Source organism: Rhizobium sp. 10PS4 (assembly GCF_032464805.1).
Lineage (GTDB): Bacteria > Pseudomonadota > Alphaproteobacteria > Rhizobiales > Rhizobiaceae > Rhizobium > Rhizobium laguerreae.
Genome location: NZ_JAWDIW010000010.1, coordinates 133,281 through 158,322, shown reverse-complemented (window position 1 = coordinate 158,322; position 25,042 = coordinate 133,281). Strand labels below are relative to the sequence as shown.

At 62.3% G+C, this 25,042-nt stretch carries 24 protein-coding genes; 8 read left to right on the top strand and 16 right to left on the bottom strand.

Annotated features, from left to right (window positions below; translation table 11 throughout):
* Nucleotides 1-162 precede the first annotated feature (162 nt).
* Nucleotides 163-393, top strand: a complete 231-nt coding sequence (locus RWJ89_RS20085; protein ID WP_003545832.1) for a DUF2093 domain-containing protein — start codon at nucleotides 163-165, stop codon at nucleotides 391-393.
* Nucleotides 394-525: 132 nt separating this feature from the next.
* On the opposite strand, the gene RWJ89_RS20080 is transcribed toward RWJ89_RS20085, so the two are convergent.
* The 3 genes from RWJ89_RS20080 to RWJ89_RS20070 form a co-directional block, all read right to left on the bottom strand.
* Nucleotides 526-1,443, bottom strand: a complete 918-nt coding sequence (locus RWJ89_RS20080) for a sugar ABC transporter substrate-binding protein (RefSeq protein ID WP_316031327.1) — start codon at nucleotides 1,441-1,443, stop codon at nucleotides 526-528.
* Between the two features lie 78 nt (nucleotides 1,444-1,521).
* Nucleotides 1,522-2,286 carry an ATP-binding cassette domain-containing protein gene (locus RWJ89_RS20075; protein WP_316031326.1) on the bottom strand — a complete coding sequence of 255 codons (765 nt, stop codon included), beginning with the start codon at nucleotides 2,284-2,286 and terminating at the stop codon, nucleotides 1,522-1,524.
* Entirely contained in the window at nucleotides 2,283-3,341 is a 1,059-nt protein-coding gene (locus RWJ89_RS20070) for an ABC transporter permease (protein ID WP_206105934.1), read from the bottom strand. The genes RWJ89_RS20075 and RWJ89_RS20070 overlap by 4 nt, the downstream gene beginning before the upstream one ends.
* A gap of 99 nt (nucleotides 3,342-3,440) precedes the next feature.
* Between RWJ89_RS20070 and RWJ89_RS20065 the strand changes: the two genes are divergently transcribed.
* Nucleotides 3,441-4,325: a GntR family transcriptional regulator gene (locus RWJ89_RS20065; RefSeq protein WP_316031325.1), complete on the top strand. Its 885-nt coding sequence runs from the start codon at nucleotides 3,441-3,443 to the stop codon at nucleotides 4,323-4,325.
* Between the two features lie 55 nt (nucleotides 4,326-4,380).
* On the opposite strand, the gene lpxK is transcribed toward RWJ89_RS20065, so the two are convergent.
* From lpxK to RWJ89_RS20035, 6 genes are all read right to left on the bottom strand, one after another.
* The gene (gene lpxK, locus RWJ89_RS20060) at nucleotides 4,381-5,454 is read right to left on the bottom strand and encodes a tetraacyldisaccharide 4'-kinase (protein ID WP_168256738.1); all 1,074 of its coding nucleotides are present in this window, start codon (nucleotides 5,452-5,454) and stop codon (nucleotides 4,381-4,383) included.
* Nucleotides 5,455-5,638: 184 nt separating this feature from the next.
* Nucleotides 5,639-6,361, bottom strand: a complete 723-nt coding sequence (locus tag RWJ89_RS20055) for an HAD family hydrolase (RefSeq protein WP_170268250.1) — start codon at nucleotides 6,359-6,361, stop codon at nucleotides 5,639-5,641.
* A 9-nt stretch (nucleotides 6,362-6,370) separates the two neighbouring features.
* Nucleotides 6,371-7,690 carry a lipid IV(A) 3-deoxy-D-manno-octulosonic acid transferase gene (gene waaA / locus RWJ89_RS20050; protein ID WP_316031324.1) on the bottom strand — a complete coding sequence of 440 codons (1,320 nt, stop codon included), beginning with the start codon at nucleotides 7,688-7,690 and terminating at the stop codon, nucleotides 6,371-6,373.
* Nucleotides 7,691-7,863: 173 nt separating this feature from the next.
* Nucleotides 7,864-8,112 carry a DUF4170 domain-containing protein gene (locus RWJ89_RS20045; protein ID WP_020048652.1) on the bottom strand — a complete coding sequence of 83 codons (249 nt, stop codon included), beginning with the start codon at nucleotides 8,110-8,112 and terminating at the stop codon, nucleotides 7,864-7,866.
* Between the two features lie 62 nt (nucleotides 8,113-8,174).
* Nucleotides 8,175-8,984, bottom strand: a complete 810-nt coding sequence (locus RWJ89_RS20040) for a 3'(2'),5'-bisphosphate nucleotidase CysQ (protein ID WP_131666241.1) — start codon at nucleotides 8,982-8,984, stop codon at nucleotides 8,175-8,177.
* Between the two features lie 17 nt (nucleotides 8,985-9,001).
* Nucleotides 9,002-10,348, bottom strand: coding sequence for a TldD/PmbA family protein (locus RWJ89_RS20035; protein ID WP_168306395.1), 1,347 nt, complete (start codon nucleotides 10,346-10,348; stop codon nucleotides 9,002-9,004).
* Nucleotides 10,349-10,467: 119 nt separating this feature from the next.
* Between RWJ89_RS20035 and RWJ89_RS20030 the strand changes: the two genes are divergently transcribed.
* From RWJ89_RS20030 to RWJ89_RS20015, 4 genes are all read left to right on the top strand, one after another.
* Nucleotides 10,468-12,282 carry a monovalent cation:proton antiporter-2 (CPA2) family protein gene (locus RWJ89_RS20030; RefSeq protein WP_131666243.1) on the top strand — a complete coding sequence of 605 codons (1,815 nt, stop codon included), beginning with the start codon at nucleotides 10,468-10,470 and terminating at the stop codon, nucleotides 12,280-12,282.
* Nucleotides 12,283-12,373: 91 nt separating this feature from the next.
* On the top strand, nucleotides 12,374-12,781 hold the full coding sequence (locus RWJ89_RS20025; RefSeq protein ID WP_221946972.1) for a hypothetical protein: 408 nt from the start codon (nucleotides 12,374-12,376) through the stop codon (nucleotides 12,779-12,781).
* An 89-nt stretch (nucleotides 12,782-12,870) separates the two neighbouring features.
* The gene (locus RWJ89_RS20020; protein WP_316031323.1) at nucleotides 12,871-14,244 is read left to right on the top strand and encodes a PepSY-associated TM helix domain-containing protein; all 1,374 of its coding nucleotides are present in this window, start codon (nucleotides 12,871-12,873) and stop codon (nucleotides 14,242-14,244) included.
* Between the two features lie 13 nt (nucleotides 14,245-14,257).
* On the top strand, nucleotides 14,258-14,728 hold the full coding sequence (locus RWJ89_RS20015; RefSeq protein ID WP_131666246.1) for a copper uptake system-associated protein: 471 nt from the start codon (nucleotides 14,258-14,260) through the stop codon (nucleotides 14,726-14,728).
* On the opposite strand, the gene RWJ89_RS20010 is transcribed toward RWJ89_RS20015, so the two are convergent.
* From RWJ89_RS20010 to RWJ89_RS20000, 3 genes are read right to left on the bottom strand one after another with little or no spacing between them, the layout of a single operon-like run.
* On the bottom strand, nucleotides 14,725-15,606 hold the full coding sequence (locus RWJ89_RS20010; protein WP_003556842.1) for a patatin-like phospholipase family protein: 882 nt from the start codon (nucleotides 15,604-15,606) through the stop codon (nucleotides 14,725-14,727). The genes RWJ89_RS20015 and RWJ89_RS20010 overlap by 4 nt on opposite strands.
* Before the next feature lie 12 nt (nucleotides 15,607-15,618).
* Nucleotides 15,619-16,179, bottom strand: a complete 561-nt coding sequence (rsmD, locus tag RWJ89_RS20005) for a 16S rRNA (guanine(966)-N(2))-methyltransferase RsmD (protein WP_131666247.1) — start codon at nucleotides 16,177-16,179, stop codon at nucleotides 15,619-15,621.
* A complete protein-coding gene (locus RWJ89_RS20000; protein WP_316031322.1) occupies nucleotides 16,160-18,268 on the bottom strand; it encodes a pseudouridine synthase in 2,109 nt (702 codons plus the stop codon). Before RWJ89_RS20000 ends, rsmD begins: the two co-directional genes overlap by 20 nt.
* 90 nt (nucleotides 18,269-18,358) lie before the next feature.
* Here RWJ89_RS20000 and RWJ89_RS19995 point away from each other — a divergent pair, with 90 nt between their 5' ends.
* Nucleotides 18,359-18,796, top strand: a complete 438-nt coding sequence (locus tag RWJ89_RS19995; protein ID WP_032999138.1) for a nucleoside deaminase — start codon at nucleotides 18,359-18,361, stop codon at nucleotides 18,794-18,796.
* Nucleotides 18,797-18,847: 51 nt separating this feature from the next.
* On the opposite strand, the gene RWJ89_RS19990 is transcribed toward RWJ89_RS19995, so the two are convergent.
* The 4 genes from RWJ89_RS19990 to RWJ89_RS19975 form a co-directional block, all read right to left on the bottom strand.
* On the bottom strand, nucleotides 18,848-19,477 hold the full coding sequence (locus RWJ89_RS19990; protein ID WP_316029410.1) for a hypothetical protein: 630 nt from the start codon (nucleotides 19,475-19,477) through the stop codon (nucleotides 18,848-18,850).
* Nucleotides 19,478-19,610: 133 nt separating this feature from the next.
* Nucleotides 19,611-22,559 (bottom strand): isoleucine--tRNA ligase, encoded by a 2,949-nt coding sequence (ileS, locus tag RWJ89_RS19985; RefSeq protein ID WP_316031321.1) that lies wholly within the window; start codon nucleotides 22,557-22,559, stop codon nucleotides 19,611-19,613.
* A 287-nt stretch (nucleotides 22,560-22,846) separates the two neighbouring features.
* A complete protein-coding gene (locus tag RWJ89_RS19980) occupies nucleotides 22,847-23,830 on the bottom strand; it encodes a bifunctional riboflavin kinase/FAD synthetase (protein ID WP_316031372.1) in 984 nt (327 codons plus the stop codon).
* A 31-nt stretch (nucleotides 23,831-23,861) separates the two neighbouring features.
* On the bottom strand, nucleotides 23,862-24,710 hold the full coding sequence (locus RWJ89_RS19975) for a TIGR01459 family HAD-type hydrolase (protein ID WP_316031320.1): 849 nt from the start codon (nucleotides 24,708-24,710) through the stop codon (nucleotides 23,862-23,864).
* Here RWJ89_RS19975 and RWJ89_RS19970 point away from each other — a divergent pair.
* Nucleotides 24,703-24,999 (top strand): hypothetical protein, encoded by a 297-nt coding sequence (locus RWJ89_RS19970; protein ID WP_316031319.1) that lies wholly within the window; start codon nucleotides 24,703-24,705, stop codon nucleotides 24,997-24,999. The two genes, RWJ89_RS19975 and RWJ89_RS19970, sit on opposite strands and share 8 nt — an antisense overlap.
* Nucleotides 25,000-25,042: the final 43 nt, after the last annotated feature.

Below are 25,042 nucleotides of genomic sequence, written 5' to 3'. Positions count from 1 at the left end.
AAAAGCAGCCCTTGCGGGAGTATGGCAGACTAAAGCGTGTCGTGATCTTTCAGATTCACTTGCCACGCTTTAGGTCTTTGGTGTTCCGCATGTCGTGATCGCAAAACCGCGGCACAGTTTTGCGCGACATGCTCTAATGACAGACGGCAGGGAACGGAGCGCATGAATTTGTTCGAAGGGCACGGAAACCGCGAGGCGAAGATCCGGTATCTCGATGGCGATTTCCAGATTCTCTCGCCCGGCTCCTATGTCGTCTGCGCGATGACGGGGAAACAGATCCCGCTCGACGAATTGCGCTACTGGAGCGTCGCCCGGCAGGAGCCCTATGCCGATGTGATCTCGGCCATCGATGCCGACAAACGCGCCGGCGTGCTGCCAAACCAGCGCCGCTAGAACCGGATGATTTTAGGCCGGGTCGGCCGTCCTGATGAAGATTGAAATCTGGGCACAACGAGAGGTCACACGTCCGACCCGCCCACGAAGGACGGGCCGTTTGCGTGATCCGATCCCCACAGGGGCAACGGTTCACTTGAATTTCGCCATATTCTCTGGCGTCACGAGCGCAGCGCCGGAATCGATCAAAGACTCAACCGCCTCTCCGCGAATCGATTTTACCAGCGCATCCACACCGAGTTCGGCCATCTTGGTGGGGAACTGCGCCACCGACGCATCCTCGACGCCACTCTTCAGCGCCTCCTCTTCGCCGCAACAGAAGTCGAAACCGACCAGCACGATCTTGTCATCGGCAGTGCCAGCGTTCTTGATTGCGCGCGCCGCGCCAGCAGCGGGCGGGCCGCAAGCGGCATAAATGGCCTTGAGGTCCGGGTTCTTCGTCAGCAGATCCTCGGCGACACTGATCCCGAGCTCCTCGGTGCAGTTTGTTGCACCTTTCCCGACGATCTTGACGTCAAGTCCCTTCAGCCCTTCAAGCATTCCCGTCACACGGTCATCGAGCGCTGGCACCCCGGGCACGCCCTCAAGAATCCCAAGCGTATCGCCGGCTTTAAGAACAGTTTTGAGATACTCGCCGGCGATTTTGCCCGCGGCGAAGTTATCGGTTGTGGCAAGCGCCGTCCTGCCTTTCCAATCCGGAATATTGTTATCCATCAGCACGACCTTGATACCGGCCGCCACCGCCTTGTCCAGGGCAGTGGACACGGTGGGATCGACGGGTGTGATGGCAATACCCTGCACGCCTCGTGTCACCATCGACTCGATCTGTGCAATCTGGCCCTCGATGTCGGTTGCGGACGTACCCTGCCCGTAGATGATCTCGACGCCGGGATTTCTCTTTGCATAATCTTTAGCGGCGTTCTCCATTGTTGCGAAGAAAGGTACTGGGAATTTGGTTATAAAGCCGAGCTTCACCGGCTCCTGCGCCAAGGACGGGACTACAGCGACGGCCAGGAGCGCAAGGGCTCCCAGCAGGGATTGCAGTTTCATGATACACCTCCCATGTTTCGACCGCCCTCCTCTAGAGCGATCTCGTTGTCCGCTGCCCCAAAGAAGCAGCGATCTCCCTTAAGCCTCGGCGCCGACAATCATCGCGACAAGGTCCTGCTTGTTGGCTTGCGTTGGCTTCAGTTCACCCACCTTGCGCCCCTGCCGCAGCACAACCGCCCGATCGGCGATTTCGACGACATGCTCCATATTGTGCGTGATGATGATCACGGCATTGCCGTCGGCTTTGAGCTGATGGATAAGGTCAAGAACCTGGCGGGACTCGCGAAGACCGAGGGCGGCCGTTGGTTCGTCAAGAATCACCAGTTTGCGCGCAAAAACAACGGCGCGCGCGACCGCGATCGCCTGTCGCTGCCCCCCGGACATCAGCGCGACCGGCGCATCGAATCTCGGCAGCTTAACCTTCAGGCGATCGATGACACTCGCCGCTTCCCGCTTCATCGCGCCCGTGTTGAGGAAGCGGAGCGGACGCGGCAGCCAGGAGGGGAAAGAGATTTCTCGTCCGCAATAGAAATTCTGTACCGGGGTCAGGTTGTCGAAAAGCGCCAGATCCTGATAGACGGTTTCAATACCGGCGCGGCGGGCGGCCGCCGTTGAATGGAGCGATACGGGCGCACCATCCACGAGGATCTCTCCTTCGTCGAGACTATGAAGCCCGCTGATGCATTTGACGAGCGTCGACTTGCCGGCGCCGTTGTCACCCAAGAGAGCGGTTACCTCACCTCCGTAGGCATCAAGGCTTACATTTTTCAGGGCATGGATGGCGCCAAAGCGCTTCTGGGCATTTCGAACCGAAAGTGCCGGTGTGGTAGATGCTGGGTTCATTGCACTCTCGCCGATTGAAGCACGCGTGCGCGCGCCTCGAGATGGTTGCGAAGCACGTCGGCCTCTACGGCGATGACGATGACGAGCCCGATCGCGATCATTTGAAAGAACACGTCGACCCCGAGAAGGTTAAGGGCGTTGCGGATGACGCCGATCAGCACGGCGCCGATCAGGGCGTGGCCGAGATGGCCTCGTCCGCCAAGGAAGCTGGCGCCTCCTATAATCACCGCAGCAATCGTGTCGAGCTCCAAAAGATTGCCGTAGATTGGCGAGGCGGCGGCGGTCCGTCCTGCGAGCAGCACCGCGCCGACACCTGCACAAAAGCCGCAAATAATGTAGGTTGCGAGCAGAACGCCCTTTACCGGTATACCCATGCTTTTGGCGGCATTCGGCGCGCCGCCGACGGCATAGATCCATCGGCCAAAGACCATCGACTTCGTCAGGATCAGAAAAAGAAGCCCGAACATCGCAACGGCAAAGAAGGAATTGGGCACACCAAGCGTCGTACCGCCGCCGATCGCGGTCACTGCGTCGGGCATCCCGCGCATGGTGGTGTGGCCGGGCGCCAATGCAAGTGCCAGACCGCGGCAGATACTCAAGGTCGCAAGTGTAATGATAAAGGGGTGTGGCAGCCGGCCATAGACAAAGACCAGGCCGTTGACCGCACCGATAGCAGCGCCGGCAAGCAGCATGGCCATAATGACGACGATCGAGGAATCAATCTGCTGGTAGACAAGTCCGCCGATGACTGTTGCCAGCGCAAGATTCGAGCCGACAGACAGGTCGATGCCGCGCGTCAGGATAACGAGTTGCTGCCCCATTGCCACAACAGCAATCACTGCTGTCTGCGCCAGGATGTTCCCCAGGTTAACGGGCTTTAGAAAAGCCGGCGTGATCAAACTGACGACGGCGATGAGCATAATCAGGATCAATAGAGGGCCAAGGCTCAATAGCTTCAGCCCGAATGTGATGCCAGATTGTCTCGGCTGGAAGGTTGCATCTTGCGAACCATCAGGCCGGGACGAATTCTGAGGCAGAATCCCGGAGTCTTCCAAAATCCCCTAGCCTCCCCCGTTTTTTATACATAAGAAACATATGATACACGTGCGTCAAATTGTTTTTTATGGATATCTAATCATACCTGGAGTTGCGCCATGAGAACGGATACGACTTTCAAGCGGGCATTCAATGATATGATCGATATCATTCGGACGCTCGATCTTGGGGCGGAATTGCCGTCCGAAAATGCACTGCGCACCCAGCTTGGCGTGAGCAGAACAACGGTGCGGAAGGTGCTGGCGGGGATGTCCGCACGTGGGATCATCATATCTGAAGCGCACAGGCGGATCATAGGTGAGCGGCCGCGGCAGAAAGAGCGCTATCCGAAGGAAGAGACCTTGGCAATTTCGGAACAGGTCGAGACGAGCTTCATGGAATGGATGCTGCGCGGTGATGCCTGTCCGGGCACAGAAATCAATGAGACGGAGTTAGCTCGGAAATTCGGCGTCGCGACAACGATTGTCCGTGAATTTCTCAATCGATTTCAGAAATATGGGCTGATCGAGAAGCGCCAGAATGCAGGCTGGGTTTTTAAAGGGTTCACAGCCAGTTTCGCACTCGAACTGTTTGAGATCAGAGAGATGTTCGAAATGCGCTCCGCACGGCTTTTCGCGGCCCTGCCCGACGGGTCGCCCGTCTGGAAACAGATCCAATCTATGCGGGCGGCACATTTGGAACTGCTCGCGGATATCGACGCTCGGTTTCAGGATTTCTCGGAGCTGGACAGCCGTTTCCACCGGCTGATTACCGCAGTCGCGCCAAACCGCTTTATCGAAAGCTTCCAAGACGTGATAACCATGGTCTTCCACTATCACTATCAGTGGAACAAGCGTGATGAACGCGCGCGGAATGAGGTCGCCATCAGGGAACATCTCGCCCTGATCGAAGCCCTCGAAAGCCGCAATATCGCATCGATCGATCGCGCATGCCGGTTGCATCTGACTTCCGCCCGCGAGACTTTGCTTCGCTCGATCGCGTGATAGCGTTGCATGTGGAGATGTACGCAGGACGAGACGTTTTGCAGCAGCCTGCAAGCTAGAGCGGTTCAGCCTTTGCTGGAATCGCTTTAACCCCGGCCTTCATCTCCCGCAGCCGCCGCTCGCGGCAAGCGACGATCGCCCGGTCGATGATGAGGTTGGGGGCGAGGTGATCCTCGAAGACCATGTCGACCTCGATCACCCGGCTCTTTTCGACGAGCCGCGCCGCCTTGCCGTGATGGCCGGAAAGGCGGACGAAATCTTTGGAGGTGGTGACGATCAGGAGACCTTGACGCTCGGCGGTCGTCAGGATGTCGTCGATCTCCTCCTCCGTCAGGTGCTCGTGATCGCCGAAGGATTTGGCGACGACGATCTCGGCGCCGCGGGATTCAACGGTGCGGAAGAATTTGGCGGGATCGGCAATGCCGGCAAAGGCGAGCACCTTCGTGCCGGCCAGCGTATTGTCGCCGCGGACTTTCAGCGATGCGGTGAAATAGGGCTTTGCCGCGCGCGCCGCCATGCGGACGATCCTGTCGGCGGCATTGCCGCCACCGACCTTCAGCAAAGCGGTTGCGGACCGCAGCTGCTGGCGGATCGGCGCGCGGACCGGGCCACCCGGCACGATATGGCCGTTGCCGAGGCCGCGCGTCGCGTCGATGACGAGCAAGGCATAGTCGATCGCCAGCCGGGCACTCTGGAAACCGTCATCCATGATGATGAGATCGGCGCCCTCCGCCACCAGGCGCTGAGCACCTTCGACGCGCCGGCGCGAAATCACCGTCAGCGCTTCCTGGGCAAGCAGCAACGGCTCGTCACCGACGGCGATCGCCCGGTGATGATCGGGGTCGACGACGGTGGTCACATCGAGCGAGCCGCCGTAACCCCTGCTGAGAAAGCCGGGCTTCAGCCCCTTCGCCTTGGCGGCGCGGGCAATCGTCAGCGCCGTCGGCGTCTTGCCGGCGCCGCCGACGGTGAAATTGCCGACGCAGATAACCGGAACCGGAACCGAGGCGCGGCGCGCATGGGCCATGCGGTGGCCGGCGATACGGCCATAGAGAAAAGAAAGCGGCAGCAGCAGCCAGGCCCGCCAATCGGCTTTCCTCCACCAGAACGGTGGCGCTTCGGATATCATCTTGCCGTCCCGCTCCCCTGTCCGGCCTGTTCTCACGCAATCCCTTGGGAAAGTCGCTGCGCGCTTTTCCCGGCAAAACCGCTGTGCACTTTTGCTGGAATTGCTTTAGCCACAGCCAGTCCCCTGCTTTTCGACCGGCCCGGATTGAGAAGCCAAAACCTGAAAAAATGCAAGCCCTTACCCGTCAGGCCGGCTGCAGATCCGGCAGCAGGGTCTCGATGGCGGTGATATCGTCGAGCACATGATCGGCCGCGGCGGCAAGCGTCTCCCGCGAACCGGTGCCGGTCAGCACCGCGATCCTCAGGCCGGTGCCGGCATTCAGACCCATGTGCAGATCGTGATTGTTGTCGCCGACCATGGCGACCTCTTCAGGCGAAAGACCGGTCGCAGCGCAGAAGCCGAGCACCATGCCCGGCTCTGGCTTAACGCCGAAACCGCTGTCATAGCCGGCGATGTAATCGATATAGCGGGCGAAACCGAAACGTTCCGCCGTCTGGCGGATCGACCGCTCATTGTCGCTGGAGGCGACACCGAGCTTGAAGCCGCGTCGATGCAGCCGAGCGAAGAAGCCGGCGAGGTCGGTCACCGGCACGGAAAATTCGGCGGCGTTGGAAAAAAGGGCGTCGAGGCGGATCGTCAGTTCGCCGACATCGACCATCGAGCCCGCCGCAACGAGGCCCTCGGCGATCTGGCGGGTATTGCCGGCGGCAAGCAGGCTGTCGGGAACGATGTGGCCGGTCAGCGGATCCATGCCGCAGGCCGAAAGCAGCCGGTTGGCGAGAAGCTCATCCCCTCTGGCGGCGATGCGGGCAAGCTCGCGGTTTACCGGCAGCCAGCTCTCGTCATAATCGAGCAGCGTGCCGTCCTTGTCGAAGAGGATGCCTTTGATAGGGGACGCTGCCGACATCTTCGCTCCTCAGACCTGGGCCACGGCCTTGGGCAGCAGCCGCGCCTTGACCGTCAGCGGATTGATATAGGGTTCCAGCCCCTTTACCGTCGCCGTCAGCGCGCCGCGCATCTCGTGCACGGCGGTGATGCCGGCCTCGATCATGTTGCGGCGGGCGTCGTCGTTGATCAGCAGATAATGCACGCCCTTGGCCAGCATTTCAGTATCGCGCACCATGCGGGCGCTGCCGCTGCGGGCAAGCTTCTGATAGGCATCGCGGAAATTCTGCACATGGCCGCCGGAGAGAATGGCGCAGCCGAGCATGGCGGGCTCCAGCGGGTTCTGGCCGCCTTCGGCAAAGAGCGAACGGCCGACGAAGGCGATTTCCGTCAGGCGAAGATAGAGGCCCATTTCACCGATCGTGTCGCCGAGGAAGACATCGACATCGGCGGACAAGACATCGTCGCGGGTGCGGCGGGCGACCTTCAGCCCCTGCTTGACGAGCGCTGCCTCGATCTCGTCGCTGCGCTCGGGATGGCGCGGCACGATGATGGTCAATTGATGGTCGCGCTCCCTGAGCGCCCGGTGAACGATGGCGGCGGCATTCTCCTCGCCGTCGAAGGTCGAGATCGCCGCCCAGGTCTTGCGCTCGCCGATCTGCTTCTTATAGCGAGCGAAGACAGCGCTGTCGTAAGGCGGTGCGTCGGTATCGACCTTCAGATTGCCCGAGGTGATGACGGGGACGGCGCCCAGATCGCGGAAACGTTCGGCATCAACATCCGACTGGGCAATGACGAGGGCAAGATTCTCGAACAAGGCTTCGGCGATCGCCGGGCGGCGGCGCCAGCGGGCAAAGGAGCGGTCCGACATGCGGGCATTGATCAGGATCTGCGGAATGCGGCGTCGGCCGAGCTCCAGAACCGTTGCCGGCCAGATCTCGGATTCGGCGATGATGGCGCAATCGGGCTGCCAATAATCGAGGAAGCGGCTGACGGAGGGCTTCAGGTCGAGCGGCACATATTGATGGATCGCTTCCTGGCCGAGGCGCTCGGCGGCGAGCTTGGCCGAGGTGATGGTGCCGGTCGTCAGGATGACATGGATGTCACGGCGGCGGATTTCACGGATCAGCGGGATGACGGCGTTGGTTTCACCGACGCTTGCGGCGTGAAACCAGATGAGCGGGCCCTGCGGCCGGTTGGCGCTCGGATAGCCGAAGCGCTCCAGGCGGCGGGCCCGGTCTTCCTTGCCCTTGGCCGTGCGGTAGGTGATATAGAGGCCGACGACAGGAGAGGCCACGGTTCCCGCCAGACGGTATGCGCTCAGACCGAACCGCGCCATCCGGGAACTCATCGCGCCAGCCTCCGATCAAAACCGATCGACATCAAACCCATTCCCTAATTATCGTTGCGGCCGCAATGGCCGATTAATTTGTTCAGAATGCGTCAAACAATCCGGATCGACGGGCGCGCCCGATGCAGCAAAGCCCGCTCGACGAGCGGCCGGCCGGCGGCACATGCTAGGGATCAGTTGCCCCTGGCCTTTTCCTGCGGATCGAGCAAACGATGCATGTGGACGATGAAGTAGCGCATATGCGCATTGTCGACCGTCTGCTGCGCCTTAGACTTCCAGGCCGTCAGCGCCGTGGCATAATCCGGGAAAATGCCGACGATATCGAGACCCTGCAGGTCACGGAACTGGACGTCATCGAGGCTTTCCAGTTCGCCGCCAAAAACGAGATGCAGAAGCTGCTTCTTGTCACCGGAGTCAGTCATTTTTTTCTTCTCTTTCTGCCTATTCTCCTCCGCCACCCATCTGCGGGATTTTGACGGAAACGTCAACTGTCTCGTCGTCCCGCAAAGGCGGTGAGGAATTCCTCGAGGCGGGGCGTTGGCGCCGCGCAGAGGACCTTGTGGGTGACCTCAGTGCGATTGTAGACGATCGGCCGGCCTTCGATGTCAACGAGGCCGCCACCGGCGCAGACAAGGATCAGATCGGCAGCGGCAAGGTCCCAATCATGTGAATTGCCCTTGACGAAGGTGCCTTCGAGACGACCGTCCGCCACCATGGCGATGCGATAGGCGAGCGAGGGAATGTATTTCTCGCGCGTCACCCGGTCGCGGAACTCCGGTGGAAAGGTCTTCAGCAGGTCGTCACCGATCGCAAGGCGGCTCATCTCTTCCGGTCCGGCCGCCGAGACGGTGAAGGGGACGCCGTTCTTCAGGGCCACGCCGCCCTCGACCGCCTCATAGAGCTCTTCGAGCGCCGGGGCATAGAGCACGCCGGCGACCGGCCGGCCGCGATGAACCACCGCGACGCTGACGCACCAGACCTTCTGCCCGCCGAGGAAGGCTCGCGTGCCGTCGATCGGATCGATGATGAACAGCGTCTCGCGTGAGAGACGGTCGGCATCGTCGTCGGTCTCTTCCGACAGCCAGCCATAATCCGGCCGGGCCTTGCGCAGGATGGTCTCGAGCGTCTTGTTGGCGGCGAAATCGGCGGCGCTGACGGGAGACCGGTCCTCGTTCTTCCACCAGACCTCGGGAGACTGGTTGAAGAAGCCGAAAGCGACGGCGCCCGCCTCTCTCGCAGCATCGGCGATCAGCGTGAGATCGCTCTGCCAGCGGGCTTTCTCCATGTCGCTCATCCCCGTCAATCCGTTTCTCAGCGCCCTGCGAGTGTCATGCCTTCGATGGCGAAGGTCGGGGCCGCGACGCCGAACTTGCGATCGATGTCGTTTGCCGGCGTCAGACGCATGAACATCTCCTTGAGGTTCGAGGCGATCGTCACCTCGGAGACCGGGAAGGTGAGCTCACCATTCTCGATCCAGAAGCCGGTGGCGCCGCGGCTGTATTCGCCGGTGATCATGTTGACGCCGTGGCCGATCAATTCGGTGACATAAAAACCGTTGCCGACGCTGCGGATCAAATCCTCCGGCGAGATATCGCCGGGTTCCAGGGCAAGGTTGGTGGAGGAAGGCGAGACGGCGGTGCCGCCGCGCACGCCGCGGCCGTTGGTTTCGAGGCCGAGTTCGCGTGCCGTCGAGGTCGAGAGGAACCAGTGCTTCAAAACACCATCCTCGATCATCACCAGCCGCTCGCCGGACACGCCTTCGCCATCGAAGGGCCGCGAGGAAGGGCCGCGCACGATCAGCGGATCATCGGTGATCGACAGGCCTGACTTCAGGATCTGCTGGCCCATCTTGTCACGCAGGAAGCTGGACTTGCGGGCGACGGCAGCACCATTGATCGCACCGGCGATATGGCCGACGAAGCCACGGGCGACACGCGGGTCGAAAATGACGGTGACATCCTTGCCGGTCGGCACCTGGCGCGGATTGACGCGCTTGATCACCCGTTCGCCGGCGCGACGGCCGATTTCAGCGGGATCGTCGAGCTCGGCATAATAGAGGCGGCTGTCGAAATCATAGTCGCGCTCCATGCCTGTGCCTTCGCCTGATATGACGCTGACGGAATGGCCGAAACGCGAGGCCATGTAACTGCCTTCGAAACCGTGCGAGGTGGCAAGAACGAGGCCGCCCATGCCGGCAGAGGCGCCGGCGCCGGAGGAATTGGTGACACCCTTGACCGCAAGCGCGGCTGCTTCAGCGGCAAGAGCCGCCTCGCGCAGCATCTCGGAGGAAACCTCGGTGGTATCGAGCAATTGCAGGTCGGGATAGGCTCTCGAAAGGCTCGCCTCATCCGCTAGGCAGGCGAAGGGGTCTTCCGGGGAAACCTTGGCCATGGCGACGGCGCGTTCGGCCAGCGCCTGAAGATCGAAGCCCGGATTGGCCGAAACGCTGGCGACACGCTGGCCGATGAAGACGCGCAGGGAAAAATCGTCATTTTCGGAGGATTCCGTTCCCTCGACCTTGCCGAGGCGGACGCTGACCGATTGCGAGCGCGACCGGACGACGACGGCGTCGGCGGCATCGGCCCCTGCCTTCCTTGCCAGATCAATCAATTGACTTGCGCGGGAAAGAAGTGTCGAGGAATCAATTTCAGAGGACATGATTTGGCCTTTCCTTCGGCTTCCATTTATTGTGCACTCTCCCAAGCATCAAGGCCGCCGTCACCGATTCTTTATCGGGGCTGCCTGCTTGCTCCCCGCCGTCGAAAGAAATTGTCAGCATGTCAGCGTCCAATGCCTTTTTTTCCGAAACGATCCTGCTGCTTGGCGGGGCGGTGGTCGCCGCTCCGATCTTCAAGAAACTCGGGCTCGGCACGGTGCTCGGCTACCTCGCTGCCGGCATCGTCATCGGCCCGGTCTTCCACGGCATCACCGATGGCGAACAGATCCTCGCCGTCGCCGAACTCGGCGTCGTCTTCCTGCTGTTCATCATCGGACTGGAGTTGAAACCCACCCGCCTCTGGCAGATGCGGCGCGACATCTTCGGCCTCGGCACGGCGCAGGTGGTGCTGACGGGGCTGGCGCTGACCGCGCTTGCCTGGTTTTTCCAGGTGCTCGATTGGCGCGGCAGCATCGTTGCCGGATTTGGCCTGGCGCTGTCTTCGACCGCCTTCGCCATGCAGATCCTCGAGGGCGACGGCGACGTCAATACGCGATACGGACAGCGCTCCTTTTCGATGCTGCTGTTCCAGGACCTGGCGATCGTGCCGCTGCTGGCGCTGATCACCATCCTCGACGGCGGCGACAAGAGCAGCAACGCGCCGCTGTTGGATTTCGCCATCGCCGTCGGCGCGGTTGCGGCGATGATCGTCATGGGACGCTATCTGCTGACGCCGCTCTTCCAGATCATCGCCCGGACCGGCGCGCGCGAAGCAATGATCGCGGCTGCCCTCTTCGTCGTCATGGGATCGGCGAGCCTGATGCAGCTTGCCGGGCTTTCGATGGCGATGGGCGCCTTCCTATCCGGTGTGATGCTTGCCGAATCCTCCTACCGGCACGAGCTGGAGGCGGATATCGAACCGTTCCGCGGCGTACTGCTCGCTATCTTCTTCATCGCCGTCGGCCTGTCGCTGGAGCTCGACGTTCTTGCCGACAATGCGCTCTTCGTCATCGTCGCCGTGCCGATCGTCATGGCCGTCAAGGCGATCGTCATCTATGGGCTCTGCCGGATCTCCGGCTCTCCGCACAACGATGCGATCCGCATCGCCTTCCTGCTGCCGCAGGGCGGTGAATTCGGCTTCGTGCTGTTCACCACCGCGGGGGCGGCCGGGCTGATGTCGACGAGCACGGCCTCGCTGCTGGTCGCGGTCGTCACGCTATCCATGGCGCTGACGCCGATCGGGTCGGCCCTTTCGAAGCGGCTGCTGAACGGCGATGAGCAGGAGGAGCTGGACGAGGATTTCGAGGGAGCCGGCGCCGACGTGCTGATGGTCGGCTTTTCGCGTTTCGGCCAGATCGCCGCCCAGATCCTGCTTGCCGGCGGGCGCAGCGTCACCGTCATCGATTTTTCGGCCGACCGCATCCGCCAGGCTTCCTCCTTCGGCTTCCGCATCTATTTCGGCGACGGCGCCCGCAAGGATGTGCTGCGCTCGGCCGGCATCGACCGGGCGAAGATCGTGCTCGTCTGCACGCAGAAGAAGGAAATCACCGACAAGGTGGTGGAGCTGGTGCAGGCCGACTATCCGCACACAAGGCTCTACGTGCGTTCCTACGACCGCATCCATTCGATTGAGCTGCGCAACAAGGGCGTCGACTACGAGCTGCGCGAAACGCTGGAATCGGGCCTGCTCTTCGGACGACGAACGCTGGAGGCGCTCGGCGTTTCCGAGGTCGACGCCTATGAAATCGGCGAGGATATCCGCAAGCGCGACGAGGCGCGCCTGGTGCTGCAGGTATCCGAAGGGCTGCAGGCCGGGCGCGACATGCTGTTTTCCCACCCTGTCCGCCCCGAACCGCTGGTCAAGCCGAAGCGCGCCGCCGATCCTTTCGAGGACGATCCGCTGGCCGGAACCGCGGATGCGACGGCGGACGCCTGATCGGCCCTGACCGGCTTGCGAAATTGACGCATTGAATATCAAGGGGGCGGCGCTTATCAAACGCGCGATCGGAGCGATCCAAGAGGGAAACTTGATCAAACGGGCGACACAGATCGAACAATGGGCGCTGCGCATCCTCTGCGCGGTCGCATTGGTGTTCGTCGGCTTCGCCCATCAGCTGCCTGCCGCAGCGGCTGGCGAATTCGATCCGGCCGAACTCGCTCAATATGTGCTTCCGGACGGGACGCTGCCGACGCTTTGCGTCACCACAACGGACAAATCCGGTCAGGACCAACACGACAAGGCGCATTCGCATGGTTGCGAAGCCTGCCGGATCAGCGCCTCCATCCTCCTGCCGGCGCCAACGGACATCGCCGGTGCTGCCATACCCTTTGCGGCTGCGGTTGAACTGCCGATCCGGACCGAGGCCTTCCATCGCCAGCTTTTCCCGCCCAATACCGGTCCTCGGGCTCCTCCTTCCGATCCGATCCCTGCCTGAACTTCGCGTTGCGGCAGGCGCCGTGATGCGCCTTTCAACGCCGGCCGACCTGCATGCGTGCCGTCGGTCGTGGATACGGATCCATTCTCATGTCGACTATTACTGCTGCCGAACCGGCGGAGGACGCCGCAAACGGCGTTTCGCTCTACCGTGCCATCTGGCGCTGGCATTTCTTTGCCGGGCTTCTCGTCATACCCTTCCTGCTCAATCTGGCCGTTACCGGATCGCTCTATCTCTTCAAGGACGAGATCAACAACACCTTCTTCGGCTACCGCTACAGTGTCCAGTCTACCGGCGAAGCGCTGTCGGCGGAGCGGATCGCAGAGATCGCCGCCTCCGCCGTGCCAGGCTCAACCGCAACATCCTACAAAGACCCGGTCCTGCCCGAGCGATCAGCCATCGTCACCCTCTCCAGCGATGCCGGCTCGATGCTGGCCTTCGTCAACCCCTATGACGGCAAGGTGCTCGATGTGGTCGGATCGACCGACGAGTTCAATTATGTCGTCAAGCGCATCCACAGCCTCGCCTATTTCGGCACCATAACGAACCGGCTGATCGAAATTGCCGGCGGCTTTGCCATGGTGCTCGTCGTCACCGGCATCTATCTCTGGTGGCCGCGACGCCAGACGGGCGGCGTCGTCAGCGTGCGGGGAACGCCCGGCCGCCGCGTTTTCTGGCGCGACCTGCATGCCGTGACCGGTGCCTTCGCCGGTGTCCTGATCTTCTTCCTTGCGATGTCAGGCATGCCATGGTCGGCCTATTGGGGGGCGAACGCCAATGCGTGGCTGACCGAACACGGCCTCGGCTATCCGGTCCAGCTCTGGGACCAAGTGCCGAAGTCGCGAAAAGTCACCGAGGATATCCTTCCGAACAGCGGCTGGATCGTCGAGAAGGCGCCCGTTCCGCTTTCCGATATCGCCGCAGCGCAATCAGCCAGGCGAATCGGCCTCGACAAAGCCGTGGAGATCGCCAAACGGCTGGGCATGGCGCCGGGCTTCGACGTGGCGATCCCCTCCGACGAGACGGGCGTCTATACCGCCTCGCTCTTTCCGGACGACCTTACCGACGAACGCACGCTCCATATCGACCAGTATTCCGGCAAACCACTGATCGACATCGGCTTCGATCAATATCCTTTTCTCGGCAAAGCGATCGAGTGGGGCATCAATGTCCACCAAGGGCAGGAATGGGGGCGCTTCAACCAGTTGGTGATGCTCGCAACATGCCTTGCAATTGTGCTCAGCTGCGTGACCGCCGTCGTCATGTGGTGGAAACGGCGCCCGATCGGCCGCCTCGGCGTGCCACCCATGCCGCCAAAGCCTTCGATCTATTACGGCCTGTGGGTGATTGTCGGGATCTTCGCGGTCACCTTCCCTATGAGCGGGCTCGCGATTCTCGCCATGATCGCCTTCGACCAGATCGTCGTGCGGTTCGTACCGTTGCTGAAACGCGTTCTCGCCTGAGGGAGGCCATCAGATGAAGAAGATCATCGCTATTCTTGCCGGCGTGATGCTTGCATCCATGGCATCTGCGGACGACGACCCGCAACAGGCGATCCCGGCAAGGCTGAAAGTGATGTTCGAAAGGCCACACAAGCCGCTCGATATCGCCCCGGTCGTCGTTCAGGCCGATTGGGCGATCGTCGGTTGGCGGCAGGACGGACGCGGCGGACGGGCCTTGATGAAGAAGACGCATCATGGCTGGAGCATCTATCTCTGCAGCGGCGACAGCCTGAAGGATGCCGCGACGCTGGAGACGATCGGGCTTTCCGCACATGACGCCGCCGGGCTGGCTGCGAATCTGAAGGATGCCGAGGCCGGCCTCGATTCTTCGGCGCTTGCGCTGTTCTCAAGCTTCGAGGGCACGGTGATGATGAATGAGGCTGCAAACGGTGCGGGTCATGCCGGCCATGAGAGGTCATGCTCAGTGAAGCGAAGAGCGCGCTAGCGCTTCAGCCGAGCCTCGATTTCCCGGTCAAGGGCGAACTTCAGGTCGTCCTTGACGCCGACGGACATGGCAAGGACTTCGCGGGCCTTGAGGAAATCCATGACGCCGGTGCGGCCGACCGTCGGGCGCAGGAAGATATGCGGCGGGCGAAGCTTCAGCTTCAGCGAGATCGCCGTCTGCATCATCAGCTGGCCGGAACCGAAGATGCTCTCCATGCGGTTCGGAATATGGGTGCCGTCGCCTTCCGGCGCGCCGACGACATCGATGCCGACGACGATATCGGCAAGATCCATCAGGCATTCATAGGGCACCGGATTGCTGATGCCGCCATCGATCATCACGCGGTCGCGCAGGCGCACCGGCATGAAGACGGCGGGGATGGCGGAAGAGGCCGCAAGTGCGGGAAACAGCTCGCCCTGTTCGATAATAACTTCGCACTGCCCGTAATAATCGGTGGTGATCACCTTCATCGGGACCAGCAGATCCTCGAAGCGGGCCGGCAGCTCGGACGGCAGGAAGGCTTTCAGGATCCGCTCCAGATTGAACTGGCCGATGCGGATACCCTTGGCCACCGCATCGCGCACCGTCGCCGGCCTCAGGCCCCAGATGCGGGCGACGACGGCCGTCTTGTTGCCGACGGTCGTCAGCGCATGTTCGCGGATTTCGGCGCCTGACATGCCGGCCGCCATGCCGGCCGCCATGATCGCGCCGATCGACGAGCCTGATACCGCCACCGGGCGGATGCCGAGTTCATCGAGCGTCTCGATGACATGGATATGGGCAAGTCCGCGCGCACCGCCGCCGCCAAAAGCGACGGCGACCGTCGGCACATCGCTGATCGCAGGCAATTTCGGGCTGATGATCTCTGCCTGCTGCACGCCCGCCCCCGCTTATTGCGGCTGATATCGGAAGAAATGCACCCTCGTATCGCCAAAGATGCGGCTTTCGAGGAAGACATAGGAAGGATGGACGGAAACGACAATATCGGCGCGTTCCTCGAGCACCGCGATTGCGTCAGGCCGCAGCCAGCCGCCCTCGGCCGCCGCCGCCATCGCCTTTTCGCCGAGACCCTTGCCATAGGGCGGGTCGGCAAAGAGCACGTCGAAGGGTTCGAGATTGCCGACGCTGCCGAGATCGGTCGCATCCCGGCGCAGGATGCGCGTGCGGCCATGCAGACCGAGCGCATCGATGTTCTCCCAGAGCAGCGCCCTGCCCTCGACGCTGTTTTCGACGAACAGCGCATGGCGACAGCCGCGTGAAACGGCTTCGAGGCCGACGGCGCCGGTGCCGGCAAAGAGGTCGAGAATCCGGGTGCCATCGACGCATTCCGGATAGGCATGGCTCAATATATTGAACAGGCTCTCGCGCGTCCGGTCGGCAGTCGGCCGGATCTCGTTGGATTTTGGCACGGCGAGAGGCCGTCCGCGAAACTCACCGCCGACGATCCGCACCGCGCGTCATTCCTTTTCCTTTAGCACCACCTCTGGACGGCCCGCCCGCAGGCCTATCGCCGCCCGGCCTGTCACCGCCCGGCTTGGCGCCTTTCGGCTTGCCGGAGAAATTCTTGGCCCCACCAGGTTTGGCCCCACCGGGCTTGGCCGCAAAGCCCTTGCCACGCGGCCTGTCACCAGAAGGCTTGCCACCGGAAGGCTTGTCGCCGAACGATCTTTCGCCGCGCGGACGCTCGGAGCGGCCCTCGCCGGCAAAGCTTCTGGCTGCCCGTGGACGTTCGTCACCGTCCTCGCGCGGCCTGCGATCGCCACGCGGCTTGTCGCCGAAGGGCCGGTCTCCACGCGGGGGACGATCACCGAACGGACGGTCGCCGCGCGGACGCTCCGAACGGCCCTCGCCGGCGGAGCTTCTCGCAGCCCGAGGACGCTCGTCACCGTCCGTACGCGGCTTGCGATCACCACGCGGCTTGTCACCGAAGGGACGATCCCCGCGCGGGGGGCGATCACCGAACGGCCGGTCGCCGCGCGGACGCTCCGAACGGCCCTCGCCGGCAGAGGCTCTCGCGGCCCGAGGACGCTCGTCACCGTCCGTACGCGGCTTGCGATCACCGCGCGGCTTGTCGCCGAAGAGCCGATCCCCACGCGAGGGACGATCACTGAACGGTCGGTCGCCGCGCGCCGGGCGGTCGCCAGAACCGCGGTCTTCGCGGGCGGGGCGATCACCAAAGCCGCGCTTGCGGCCGAAGCCCTCGCCCTCATCCTTGCGGCGGGGCTCTTCGCTCGAGCGGATCCACTCGCCATCCTCTTCGCGCACGCGGTTCACCTGGGTGCGCGGGCGATCTTCGATGCGATCGAAACCAGGGCCTTTTGCCGGCGACTGCTCGCCGCGCTTGCGTGCGGTCTGCGCATTCTTGGCAGCTTTCGCCGCAGCCTTTTCGCCGAGCGGCCGGGCGCCCGGCGCCATCCAGACATTGGCGCTGCGGCGCTGGCCGAGCGGCTGGGGACGCTTCGGCTTCTCGTCGTCCCTGCGGCCGCCGTCACGGCGATCATCATCTCTGCGCGCCCCACCGTGGCGATCGTCGCGCTTGGTGTCGAGGCGGCTCAACGCCCGTTCGCGCTTGTCCTCGTCACGGCGCGGACGCTCGCGCTTTTCAGGTGCTGCGGGTTCTGCCTCTTCCTCGGCAGCGACCGCCGCCGCATTGTAGATCGGCGCGTCGAAATTCGCCTTGGCTTCCTCGATGAGGCGCGGGCCGAGCTGGTCGCGCAGCGTGCGGCCGCGCACTTCGACGACATGGCCTTCCGGCAGGTCGCCGAGCTGGAACGGGCCATAGGAAATGCGGATCAGGCGATTGACGTCGAGGCCGAGCGCGCCGAGCACGTTCTTGATTTCGCGGTTCTTGCCTTCGCGAAGACCCATGGTGATCCAGACGTTCGAGCCTTGCGTGCGGTCGAGCGTCGCCTCGATCGAGCCATAGAGCACGCCGTCGACGGCGATGCCGTCCTTCAGCTTGTCGAGCGCGTCCTGATCGATTTCGCCATGGGCGCGGACGCGGTAGCGCCGCAGCCAGCCGGTCGCCGGCAGCTCGAGTGCGCGGGCGAGACCGCCGTCATTGGTCAAGAGCAGCAGGCCTTCGGTGTTGATGTCGAGGCGGCCGATCGACATGACGCGCGGCAGTTCTTCCGGCAGGTTGTCGAAGACAGTCGGCCGGCCTTCCGGATCGGCATTGGTGGTCACCAGACCGGTCGGCTTATGATAAAGCCACAGCCTGGTGCGTTCGATGCCGCGGATCGGCACGCCGTCGACCTCGATGCGGTCGGCGAGCGTGACGTTGACGACGGGGGTTTCGAGAACCCTGCCGTTCAGCGTCACACGGCCTTCCATGATCATGCGTTCGATGTCGCGGCGGGAGGCGACGCCGGCGCGCGCCATCACCTTGGAAATGCGTTCGGCCTTGGCCTCGCCTTCGGTTTCGGCGGCGATCGGACGCGCGGCTGCAGCCTTTGCCGGCTTCGCATCGCCCGGCTTCTGCCCGGTGCCCCGTGAAAAGGGCTTTGCGCCCGGGCGTTTTGGCTTGTCTTTGGGTGTCATTTGTTGTTTGCCTGCCTTTTGGGCCTGTCTATCAGGTCACGCATCTGCGGTTAAGTGGAAATTCTTGCGATCGTGAAGACAAATCGTTTCATGGAGATGGCGCTCGAAGAAGCGCGTGCCGCCGGAGAACGCGGCGAGGTGCCGATCGGCGCCGTCGTCGTTGTCGACGATATTGCCGTTTCACGCTCGGGAAACCGCACGCGCGAGCTCAAAGACGTGACCGCGCATGCCGAAATCGCCGCGATCCGGCTCGCCTGCGAAGCACTCGGACAGGAACGTCTTGCCGGTGCCGATCTCTACGTGACGCTCGAGCCTTGCACCATGTGCGCGGCAGCCATCTCGTTTGCGCGTATCCGCAGGCTCTATTATGGCGCCGAGGACCCAAAGGGCGGCGCCGTCGACAATGGCGTGAGATTCTATGCGCAACCGACCTGCCACCACGCCCCGGAGGTCTATTCTGGCTTCAACGAGGTCCAGTCGGCCGATCTGCTGCGAAGGTTCTTTTCGCAAAGGAGAGAGGCGCCGTAATCCCGGCGCCTGGGCGCGGCGGGCGTCATTTTTGCCGGCGCGCCGAAAAAGCTATTGCAGGAAGTTCCACCACTGCTTGCCGGTGTTGGCGACCGCTGCTTCCTTCTTGCGCTTCTTCTGCTTCTTGAGTTCGGGCTCGCCGACATCATCGAGCTTTGCCGGATCGTCGACGGTGCGGTAACCGGGCGGCGGGTCGGAGATATAGCGGCGCTGATCGATATAGGAGCCCTTCTGCAAAGCGCGGGCCTCGCGATAGGCCTTGGTCTGGGCTTCCGTCGTGCGCCGGCCGCCTTCGATCGCAGAACTGGCGAGCGGCGAGCGGTAATTCGGATTGTCCGAATTCGCGTCAGCTTCCGAAACGAGACGAGCACGCGTCTCCTCCGGCGATTCAAGCCATTGCGGATTGTCCTTGTTGGCGACCGTCTGCTGCGGCGCAACCAGGGTCTCTTTCTGCGCCTGCGCCGGCAGCACCAGCGTCGGGCGTGGCGTGTACTTGACGCCCTTGTTCTTCGGGTCCGGACCGGTCAACGACACGGACTGGCCGAGATCGTCGGTCAACTGTTCCATAGCGGTCTTGTCGGTGCCGTAGGTCGGGCTGCTGGCGCAACCGGACACCAGGGAACATCCCGCCACTACAACAGACAGGCAGGCGCCCATACGGAACCAATGCGTTGCTAACATGAAAACCCTTCCAGCCCTGCCGGTGCAATCGTCGCCCAACCGGACAACCGTCCCCCTGACGCAAAAATCCGGCCATTTTCAGGCAGCTTTTACCGGATGAACCGCGAAAACGCAATTCATCCGGCAATATTCTTCACTTAAGCGCCGCAAGTTCGCGAAGGGCAGCGGCGTCGCGGGCCGAAACATCTGGATATTCCGGATCGGAACCGACATCCCTGGTGATGCGCCAGGAGCGGGCGCATTTCTCGCCCTCTGCAAGCTTCGGGACGACGCTGACCTCCGGCACCTCGGCAAGGCGGAATGCATCCATCGGTCCTTCGCCGGCCTTGATCTCGATTGCCGAGGTGATGCAGACTTCGGTGAAGTCCTGGCCTTCCAGCGCCTTCAGCAGTTCCGGATCGGCGATATGAACGACAGGAGCCGCTTCCAGCGAGGAGCCGATGCGCTTGTCCTTGCGCTCGATTTCCAGGGCGCCGGTCACGACCGAACGCACGGTACGAATCTTCTTCCACTTCTCGGCCAGGACGTCGTTGCGCCATTCCTTTGCGACCGGAGCAAACTGCTCCAGATGCACGGAAACGGCGGACGGGTTGCGCGACAGCCAGGCCTCCTCGGTGGTGAAGGGCAACATCGGGGCGAGCCAGGTCACCATGCAATCGAAGATCTGACGGATGACATGCAGGCTGGCGCGCCGGCGCAGACTCGACGGCGCGTCGCAATAGAGCGCATCCTTGCGGACATCGAAATAGAAGGCCGAAAGTTCGACATTGGCGAAATCGATCAGCGCGCGGGCGATCTTCTTGAAGTCGAAGGCATCGTAGTTCTCGCGCACCAGCTCGTCGAGTTCGGCCAGCCGGTGCAGCATCAACTGCTCCAACTCCGGCAGGTCGGCAAGCGCGATCTCCTCGCCCTTGTCGTGGGCAAGCGTGCCGAGCATCCAGCGGATGGTGTTGCGCAGCTTGCGATAGGCATCGACATTAGTCTGGATGATCGTCTTGCCGACGCGCAGGTCGTCGGCATAATCGGAGGTCATCACCCAGAGGCGCAGGATATCGGCGCCGGCATCCTTCATCACTTCCTGAGGTGCTGTGACGTTGCCCTTCGACTTCGACATCTTCTCGCCCTTCTCGTCCATGGTGAACCCATGGGTGAGGACGGCGTTGTAAGGCGCGCGGCCGCGGGTTGCCGCCGATTCCAGCAGCGACGAATGGAACCAGCCGCGATGCTGGTCGGAACCTTCAAGATAAAGGTCGGCCGGCCACTTCAGGTCCGGGCGGTCTTCGAGCGTGAAGGTGTGCGTCGAGCCAGAGTCGAACCAGACGTCGAGGATATCCATGACCTGGGTCCAGCGGGAATGGTCGTGGTCATTGCCGAGGAAGCGCTCCTTGGCGCCTTCGGCAAACCAGGCGTCGGCGCCCTCATGTTCGAAGGCTTCGAGGATGCGGCCGTTGACGGCTTCGTCGACCAGGACCTCGCCCTCATCGTCGGCAAAGACGGCGATCGGCACGCCCCAGGCGCGCTGACGCGAGAGCACCCAGTCCGGACGGCCCTCGATCATGGCGCGCAGGCGGTTCTGGCCGGCGGCCGGCACAAAGCGGGTATCATCGATTGCACCCAGCGCGCGCGAACGCAACGTCGTGCCGTCAGCAAGGGTCTTGTCCATATAGACGAACCATTGCGGCGTGTTGCGGAAGATGACCGGCTTCTTCGAGCGCCAGGAATGCGGATACTGGTGCTTCAGCCGGCCGCGGGCAAAGAGCGCGCCGCGGGCGATCAGCTCCCTGATGACACGGTCGTTGGCATCGCCCTTCTTGCCGTTGTCGTCGATGACGCGGGCGCCCTCGAAGCCGGGGGCGTCGGCGGTGTAGAAGCCGCCGTCGTCGACCGGGAACGGGATCTTGGTCTCGATGCCGCGGGCCTCAAGCGTGCGGACAGCCGACATCCAGGCATCGAAGTCTTCGCGACCGTGGCTTGGCGCGGTGTGGACGAAGCCGGTGCCGGCGTCATCGGTGACGTGATCGCCATCGAGCAGCGGGACATCGAACGTATAGCCATTATCCAAATTTCTGAGTGGATGAGCGCAAACAACGTTAGCCAGTTCGTCGTCACTTACGTCCCGCACAAAACGCAAGGTTACTTTGGCTTTCGAAGCACAATCCTCAGCCAAGCGCTTGGCGAAAACCAATTTCTCGCCTGGCTGCGGGCCGAAATCATTCGTAGCGCTTTCGACCTCGTACAGGCCATATTCAAGGCGAGCAGAAAATGCGATCGCGCGATTTCCCGGGATCGTCCAAGGTGTTGTTGTCCAGATTACGATGAACGCATCTTCATTGACCAACGGCGGGTTGACCTCATCCGCTGTAGGCGATGTTCCATCACGGCGATAATCGGCGGTCACTCCTCTAACGATCGGGAATTTCACCCAGATCGTGTCGCTCTCATAATCCTGGTATTCGACCTCGGCCTCGGCCAGCGCCGTGCGCTCGACCACCGACCACATGATCGGCTTGGAGCCGCGATAAAGCTGACCGCTCGCGGCGATCTTCAGGAGTTCACCGGCGATGCGCGATTCCGCGTGGAAGTTCATCGTCGTATAGGGATTGTCGAAGTCGCCCTCGATGCCGAGGCGCTTGAACTCTTCCGCCTGGACCTTGATCCAGCCGGCGGCGAATTCACGGCATTCCCGGCGGAATTCGTTGACCGGGACCTCGTCCTTGTTCTTGCCCTTCTCGCGGTACTTCTCTTCAATCTTCCATTCGATCGGCAGGCCGTGGCAATCCCAGCCGGGCACGTAATTGGCGTCGTAGCCGCGCATCTGGAACGAACGGTTGATGACGTCCTTGAGGATCTTGTTCAGCGCGTGGCCGATGTGGATGTTGCCGTTGGCATAGGGCGGACCGTCGTGGAGGACGAATTTCTCGCGGCCGGCGGCGGAAGCGCGCAGTTTCTTGTAGAGACCCATCTCCTGCCAGCGCTTGACGAGTTCCGGTTCCTTCTGCGGCAGGCCGGCGCGCATGGGAAAATCGGTCTCGGGCAAATAGAGGGTCTTCGAATAGTCGATCTTTTCGGCTGTGTCGGTCATGTCTGACAATCGTTTTCTGGCGGCCCAGGAAGGGGCGCAACGGGCGTGAAATAGCTGGTGACGGAAGCGCTCGTATCCAAGCGCCAAAAACCCGGACCTTCCGGCCGCTTAGCGCGCGCGGAAGGCCGGGCCGATAATTCGCATCATCATTGCCAGCCGATATTTCTTCATCGCGCCGGTTCATAGGCGTTTTTGCCGGGAAAAGGAAGAGGAGAATTCGCGGTTGGCAATCGGCTATATCGGCTTAAATTGTCAGCATCTCAGCGACAGCCGCACTCAAGGCGACCTCAGGAAAAGCAGAGTTTCTGATCAAGAGCGCCGAGCGGCTTAACACCTGCAAGCAGCGCCCTCGCCTCTTCCTCATCGCGCTTGATCTGGGCGACGAGCGGATCGAGGCCGTCGAATTTCAGCTCCGGGCGGAGATAGCCGAAGAAGGAGACGGAGCAGCGCTGGCCATAGAGATCGCCGCTGAAATCGAAAAGATAGGTTTCGAGCAGCGGCGCGCCGTTTTCCGTCACCGTCGGGCGGCGGCCATAGCTTGCGACGGCATCGTGGAGCGTGCCGTCCTGTCGGCGGAAGCGGACGGCGTAGATGCCGGCGGCAAGATCGACCTCAGGCGGCAGGCGCATGTTGGCTGTCGGGAAACCAAGCTGCCGGCCGAGTTTTTCGCCATCGATCACCTCAGCTTCCACCGTATAGCGGTAACCGAGCATGCCGGCGACTTCGCTGACATTGCCCTCCTTCAGCAGCGCGCGGATATGGCTCGAAGAGACGACATCGGCGTTTTCGTCGCGAAAGGCATCGATCAGGGTGACGCCGAAGCCGTAGGTATGGCCGGCATTCATCAGGAAGGCGGGACCGCCCTCGCGGCCGCGGCCAAAATGGAAATCGAAGCCGGTGACGACTTCGGAGGCGCCGAGCCAATCCTTCAGGATCGAATGGATGAAATCATCGGCCGAGCGCTGCGAGAATTCGTAATCGAAGGGATATTCGATGACGGCGCTGAAACCCAGCATTTCCAGAATGCGGGCCTTCATCGGCGCCGGCGTCAGGCGGAAGACCGGCGCCTGCGGCCGGAAGACCGTGCGCGGATGCGGCTCGAAGGTCAGCACCAAAGCGGGGATACCGCGCGCCTTGGAGATCTCCAGCGCCCGGCTCAGCACCGACTGATGGCCACGGTGCACACCATCGAAATTGCCGATGGCAATGACGCCGCCCTTCAGATGGGCTGGCAAGGGTTCCCGGGTTTCATTGCGGTGGAAGACGGTCATCGGCTGGCTTCTCTTCATGCAAGGCGTGTCTTCATGCAAGGCGGGGCATCCACCACTTCGGCGCGGCGTTTTCCCGTTCGAGATAGGCGTTGAGGATCGCCTCGTCGGTCTCGCCGTTGAGAGTATATTCCTTAGCGTGGATACCACCGCTGATGTAGAGGAGGTCGAGGCCATAATTCAAGGCGCCCCGCACATCGGTCGGCATGCCGTCGCCGATCGCCAGCACGCGGTCGACCGGGAAATCGCCGCGAAGCTCGCGGGCAGCCGCTAGCGTCGCCTCGTAGATCGGCCGGTGCGGCTTGCCGGCGATGCGGGTTTTGCCGCCGAGCTGCTCGTAATAGGCGGCCATGGCGCCGGCGCAGGGGATGATGCGATGGCCGCGCTCGACAACGAGGTCGGGATTGGCGCAGATCATCGGCACGTCGCGGGCTTTGAAATCGAGAAGCATATCGGTGTAATCCTCCGGCTTCTCCGTCTCGTCGTCGAAAAAGCCGGTGCAGACCAGCGATTGCGCTTCGCCCGCCGGCCGGCGCTCGACGCCAATGCCTTCGAGAAGCGCCTTGTCGCGCTCCGGGCCGAGCAGAAAGACGGTCTTCGGCCCTTCGGCGATCAGGCCGCGCGTGACGTCGCCAGAGGTGACGATCCTGTCATAGGCGCTGTCGGGAACGCCGATCTGGCGCAACTGCTCGACCACTTGCCAGGAAAGGCGCGGCGAATTTGTGATGAGGATGACGGCGAGGCCGCTTTCGCGTGCCGCTTCAAGGGCTGCGGCCGCCTTCGGGAACGGATCGACGCCGTTGTGAACGACGCCCCAGACATCGCAGAGCACCACATCGTAGTGACCTGATATCTCCGAGAAGTTTTCTATCCGCTTGGCCATTCCGATTTCCCGATTTGCTTCAGTCACCGGTGACATTGCAAAGGCGCAAGGCGATGGCAAGGCATTTTCTTCGCTGCCGGGCCAATGCGAAGAGCTCGAACGGCGGTCCGGCAGAGCGGAAGGGCAATGGGTTTTGACGACGATTATCGCGAAGCAGATCGCCGAGTGCGGACGAGTTCGGCTGCGCCCGGGTTTCGGCCGCAATCTCCGACTATTCTCCGGCCTCTTCACAATTCCGGCACAAAAATTCGTGATTGGTCTCATTGACTCCTCTCGGAGCCATCCCTAAATGCTCGTTGCTAGCACTCGCCGCAAGGGAGTGCTAACATCTA

Excerpts from the sequence above, each read along its gene's own strand:
- RWJ89_RS20085 (WP_003545832.1), top strand. The coding sequence starts at position 163 with ATGAATTTGTTCGAAGGGCACGGAAACCGCGAGGCGAAGATCCGGTAT.
- RWJ89_RS20080 (WP_316031327.1), bottom strand. The coding sequence starts at position 1,443 with ATGAAACTGCAATCCCTGCTGGGAGCCCTTGCGCTCCTGGCCGTCGCT.
- RWJ89_RS20075 (WP_316031326.1), bottom strand. The coding sequence starts at position 2,286 with ATGAACCCAGCATCTACCACACCGGCACTTTCGGTTCGAAATGCCCAG.
- RWJ89_RS20065 (WP_316031325.1), top strand. The coding sequence starts at position 3,441 with ATGAGAACGGATACGACTTTCAAGCGGGCATTCAATGATATGATCGAT.
- lpxK (WP_168256738.1), bottom strand. The coding sequence starts at position 5,454 with ATGATATCCGAAGCGCCACCGTTCTGGTGGAGGAAAGCCGATTGGCGG.
- RWJ89_RS20055 (WP_170268250.1), bottom strand. The coding sequence starts at position 6,361 with ATGTCGGCAGCGTCCCCTATCAAAGGCATCCTCTTCGACAAGGACGGC.
- waaA (WP_316031324.1), bottom strand. The coding sequence starts at position 7,690 with ATGAGTTCCCGGATGGCGCGGTTCGGTCTGAGCGCATACCGTCTGGCG.
- RWJ89_RS20045 (WP_020048652.1), bottom strand. The coding sequence starts at position 8,112 with ATGACTGACTCCGGTGACAAGAAGCAGCTTCTGCATCTCGTTTTTGGC.
- RWJ89_RS20040 (WP_131666241.1), bottom strand. The coding sequence starts at position 8,984 with ATGAGCGACATGGAGAAAGCCCGCTGGCAGAGCGATCTCACGCTGATC.
- RWJ89_RS20035 (WP_168306395.1), bottom strand. The coding sequence starts at position 10,348 with ATGTCCTCTGAAATTGATTCCTCGACACTTCTTTCCCGCGCAAGTCAA.
- RWJ89_RS20030 (WP_131666243.1), top strand. The coding sequence starts at position 10,468 with ATGTCAGCGTCCAATGCCTTTTTTTCCGAAACGATCCTGCTGCTTGGC.
- RWJ89_RS20020 (WP_316031323.1), top strand. The coding sequence starts at position 12,871 with ATGTCGACTATTACTGCTGCCGAACCGGCGGAGGACGCCGCAAACGGC.
- RWJ89_RS20015 (WP_131666246.1), top strand. The coding sequence starts at position 14,258 with ATGAAGAAGATCATCGCTATTCTTGCCGGCGTGATGCTTGCATCCATG.
- RWJ89_RS20000 (WP_316031322.1), bottom strand. The coding sequence starts at position 18,268 with ATGACACCCAAAGACAAGCCAAAACGCCCGGGCGCAAAGCCCTTTTCA.
- RWJ89_RS19995 (WP_032999138.1), top strand. The coding sequence starts at position 18,359 with ATGGAGATGGCGCTCGAAGAAGCGCGTGCCGCCGGAGAACGCGGCGAG.
- RWJ89_RS19990 (WP_316029410.1), bottom strand. The coding sequence starts at position 19,477 with ATGTTAGCAACGCATTGGTTCCGTATGGGCGCCTGCCTGTCTGTTGTA.
- ileS (WP_316031321.1), bottom strand. The coding sequence starts at position 22,559 with ATGACCGACACAGCCGAAAAGATCGACTATTCGAAGACCCTCTATTTG.
- RWJ89_RS19980 (WP_316031372.1), bottom strand. The coding sequence starts at position 23,830 with ATGACCGTCTTCCACCGCAATGAAACCCGGGAACCCTTGCCAGCCCAT.
- RWJ89_RS19975 (WP_316031320.1), bottom strand. The coding sequence starts at position 24,710 with ATGGCCAAGCGGATAGAAAACTTCTCGGAGATATCAGGTCACTACGAT.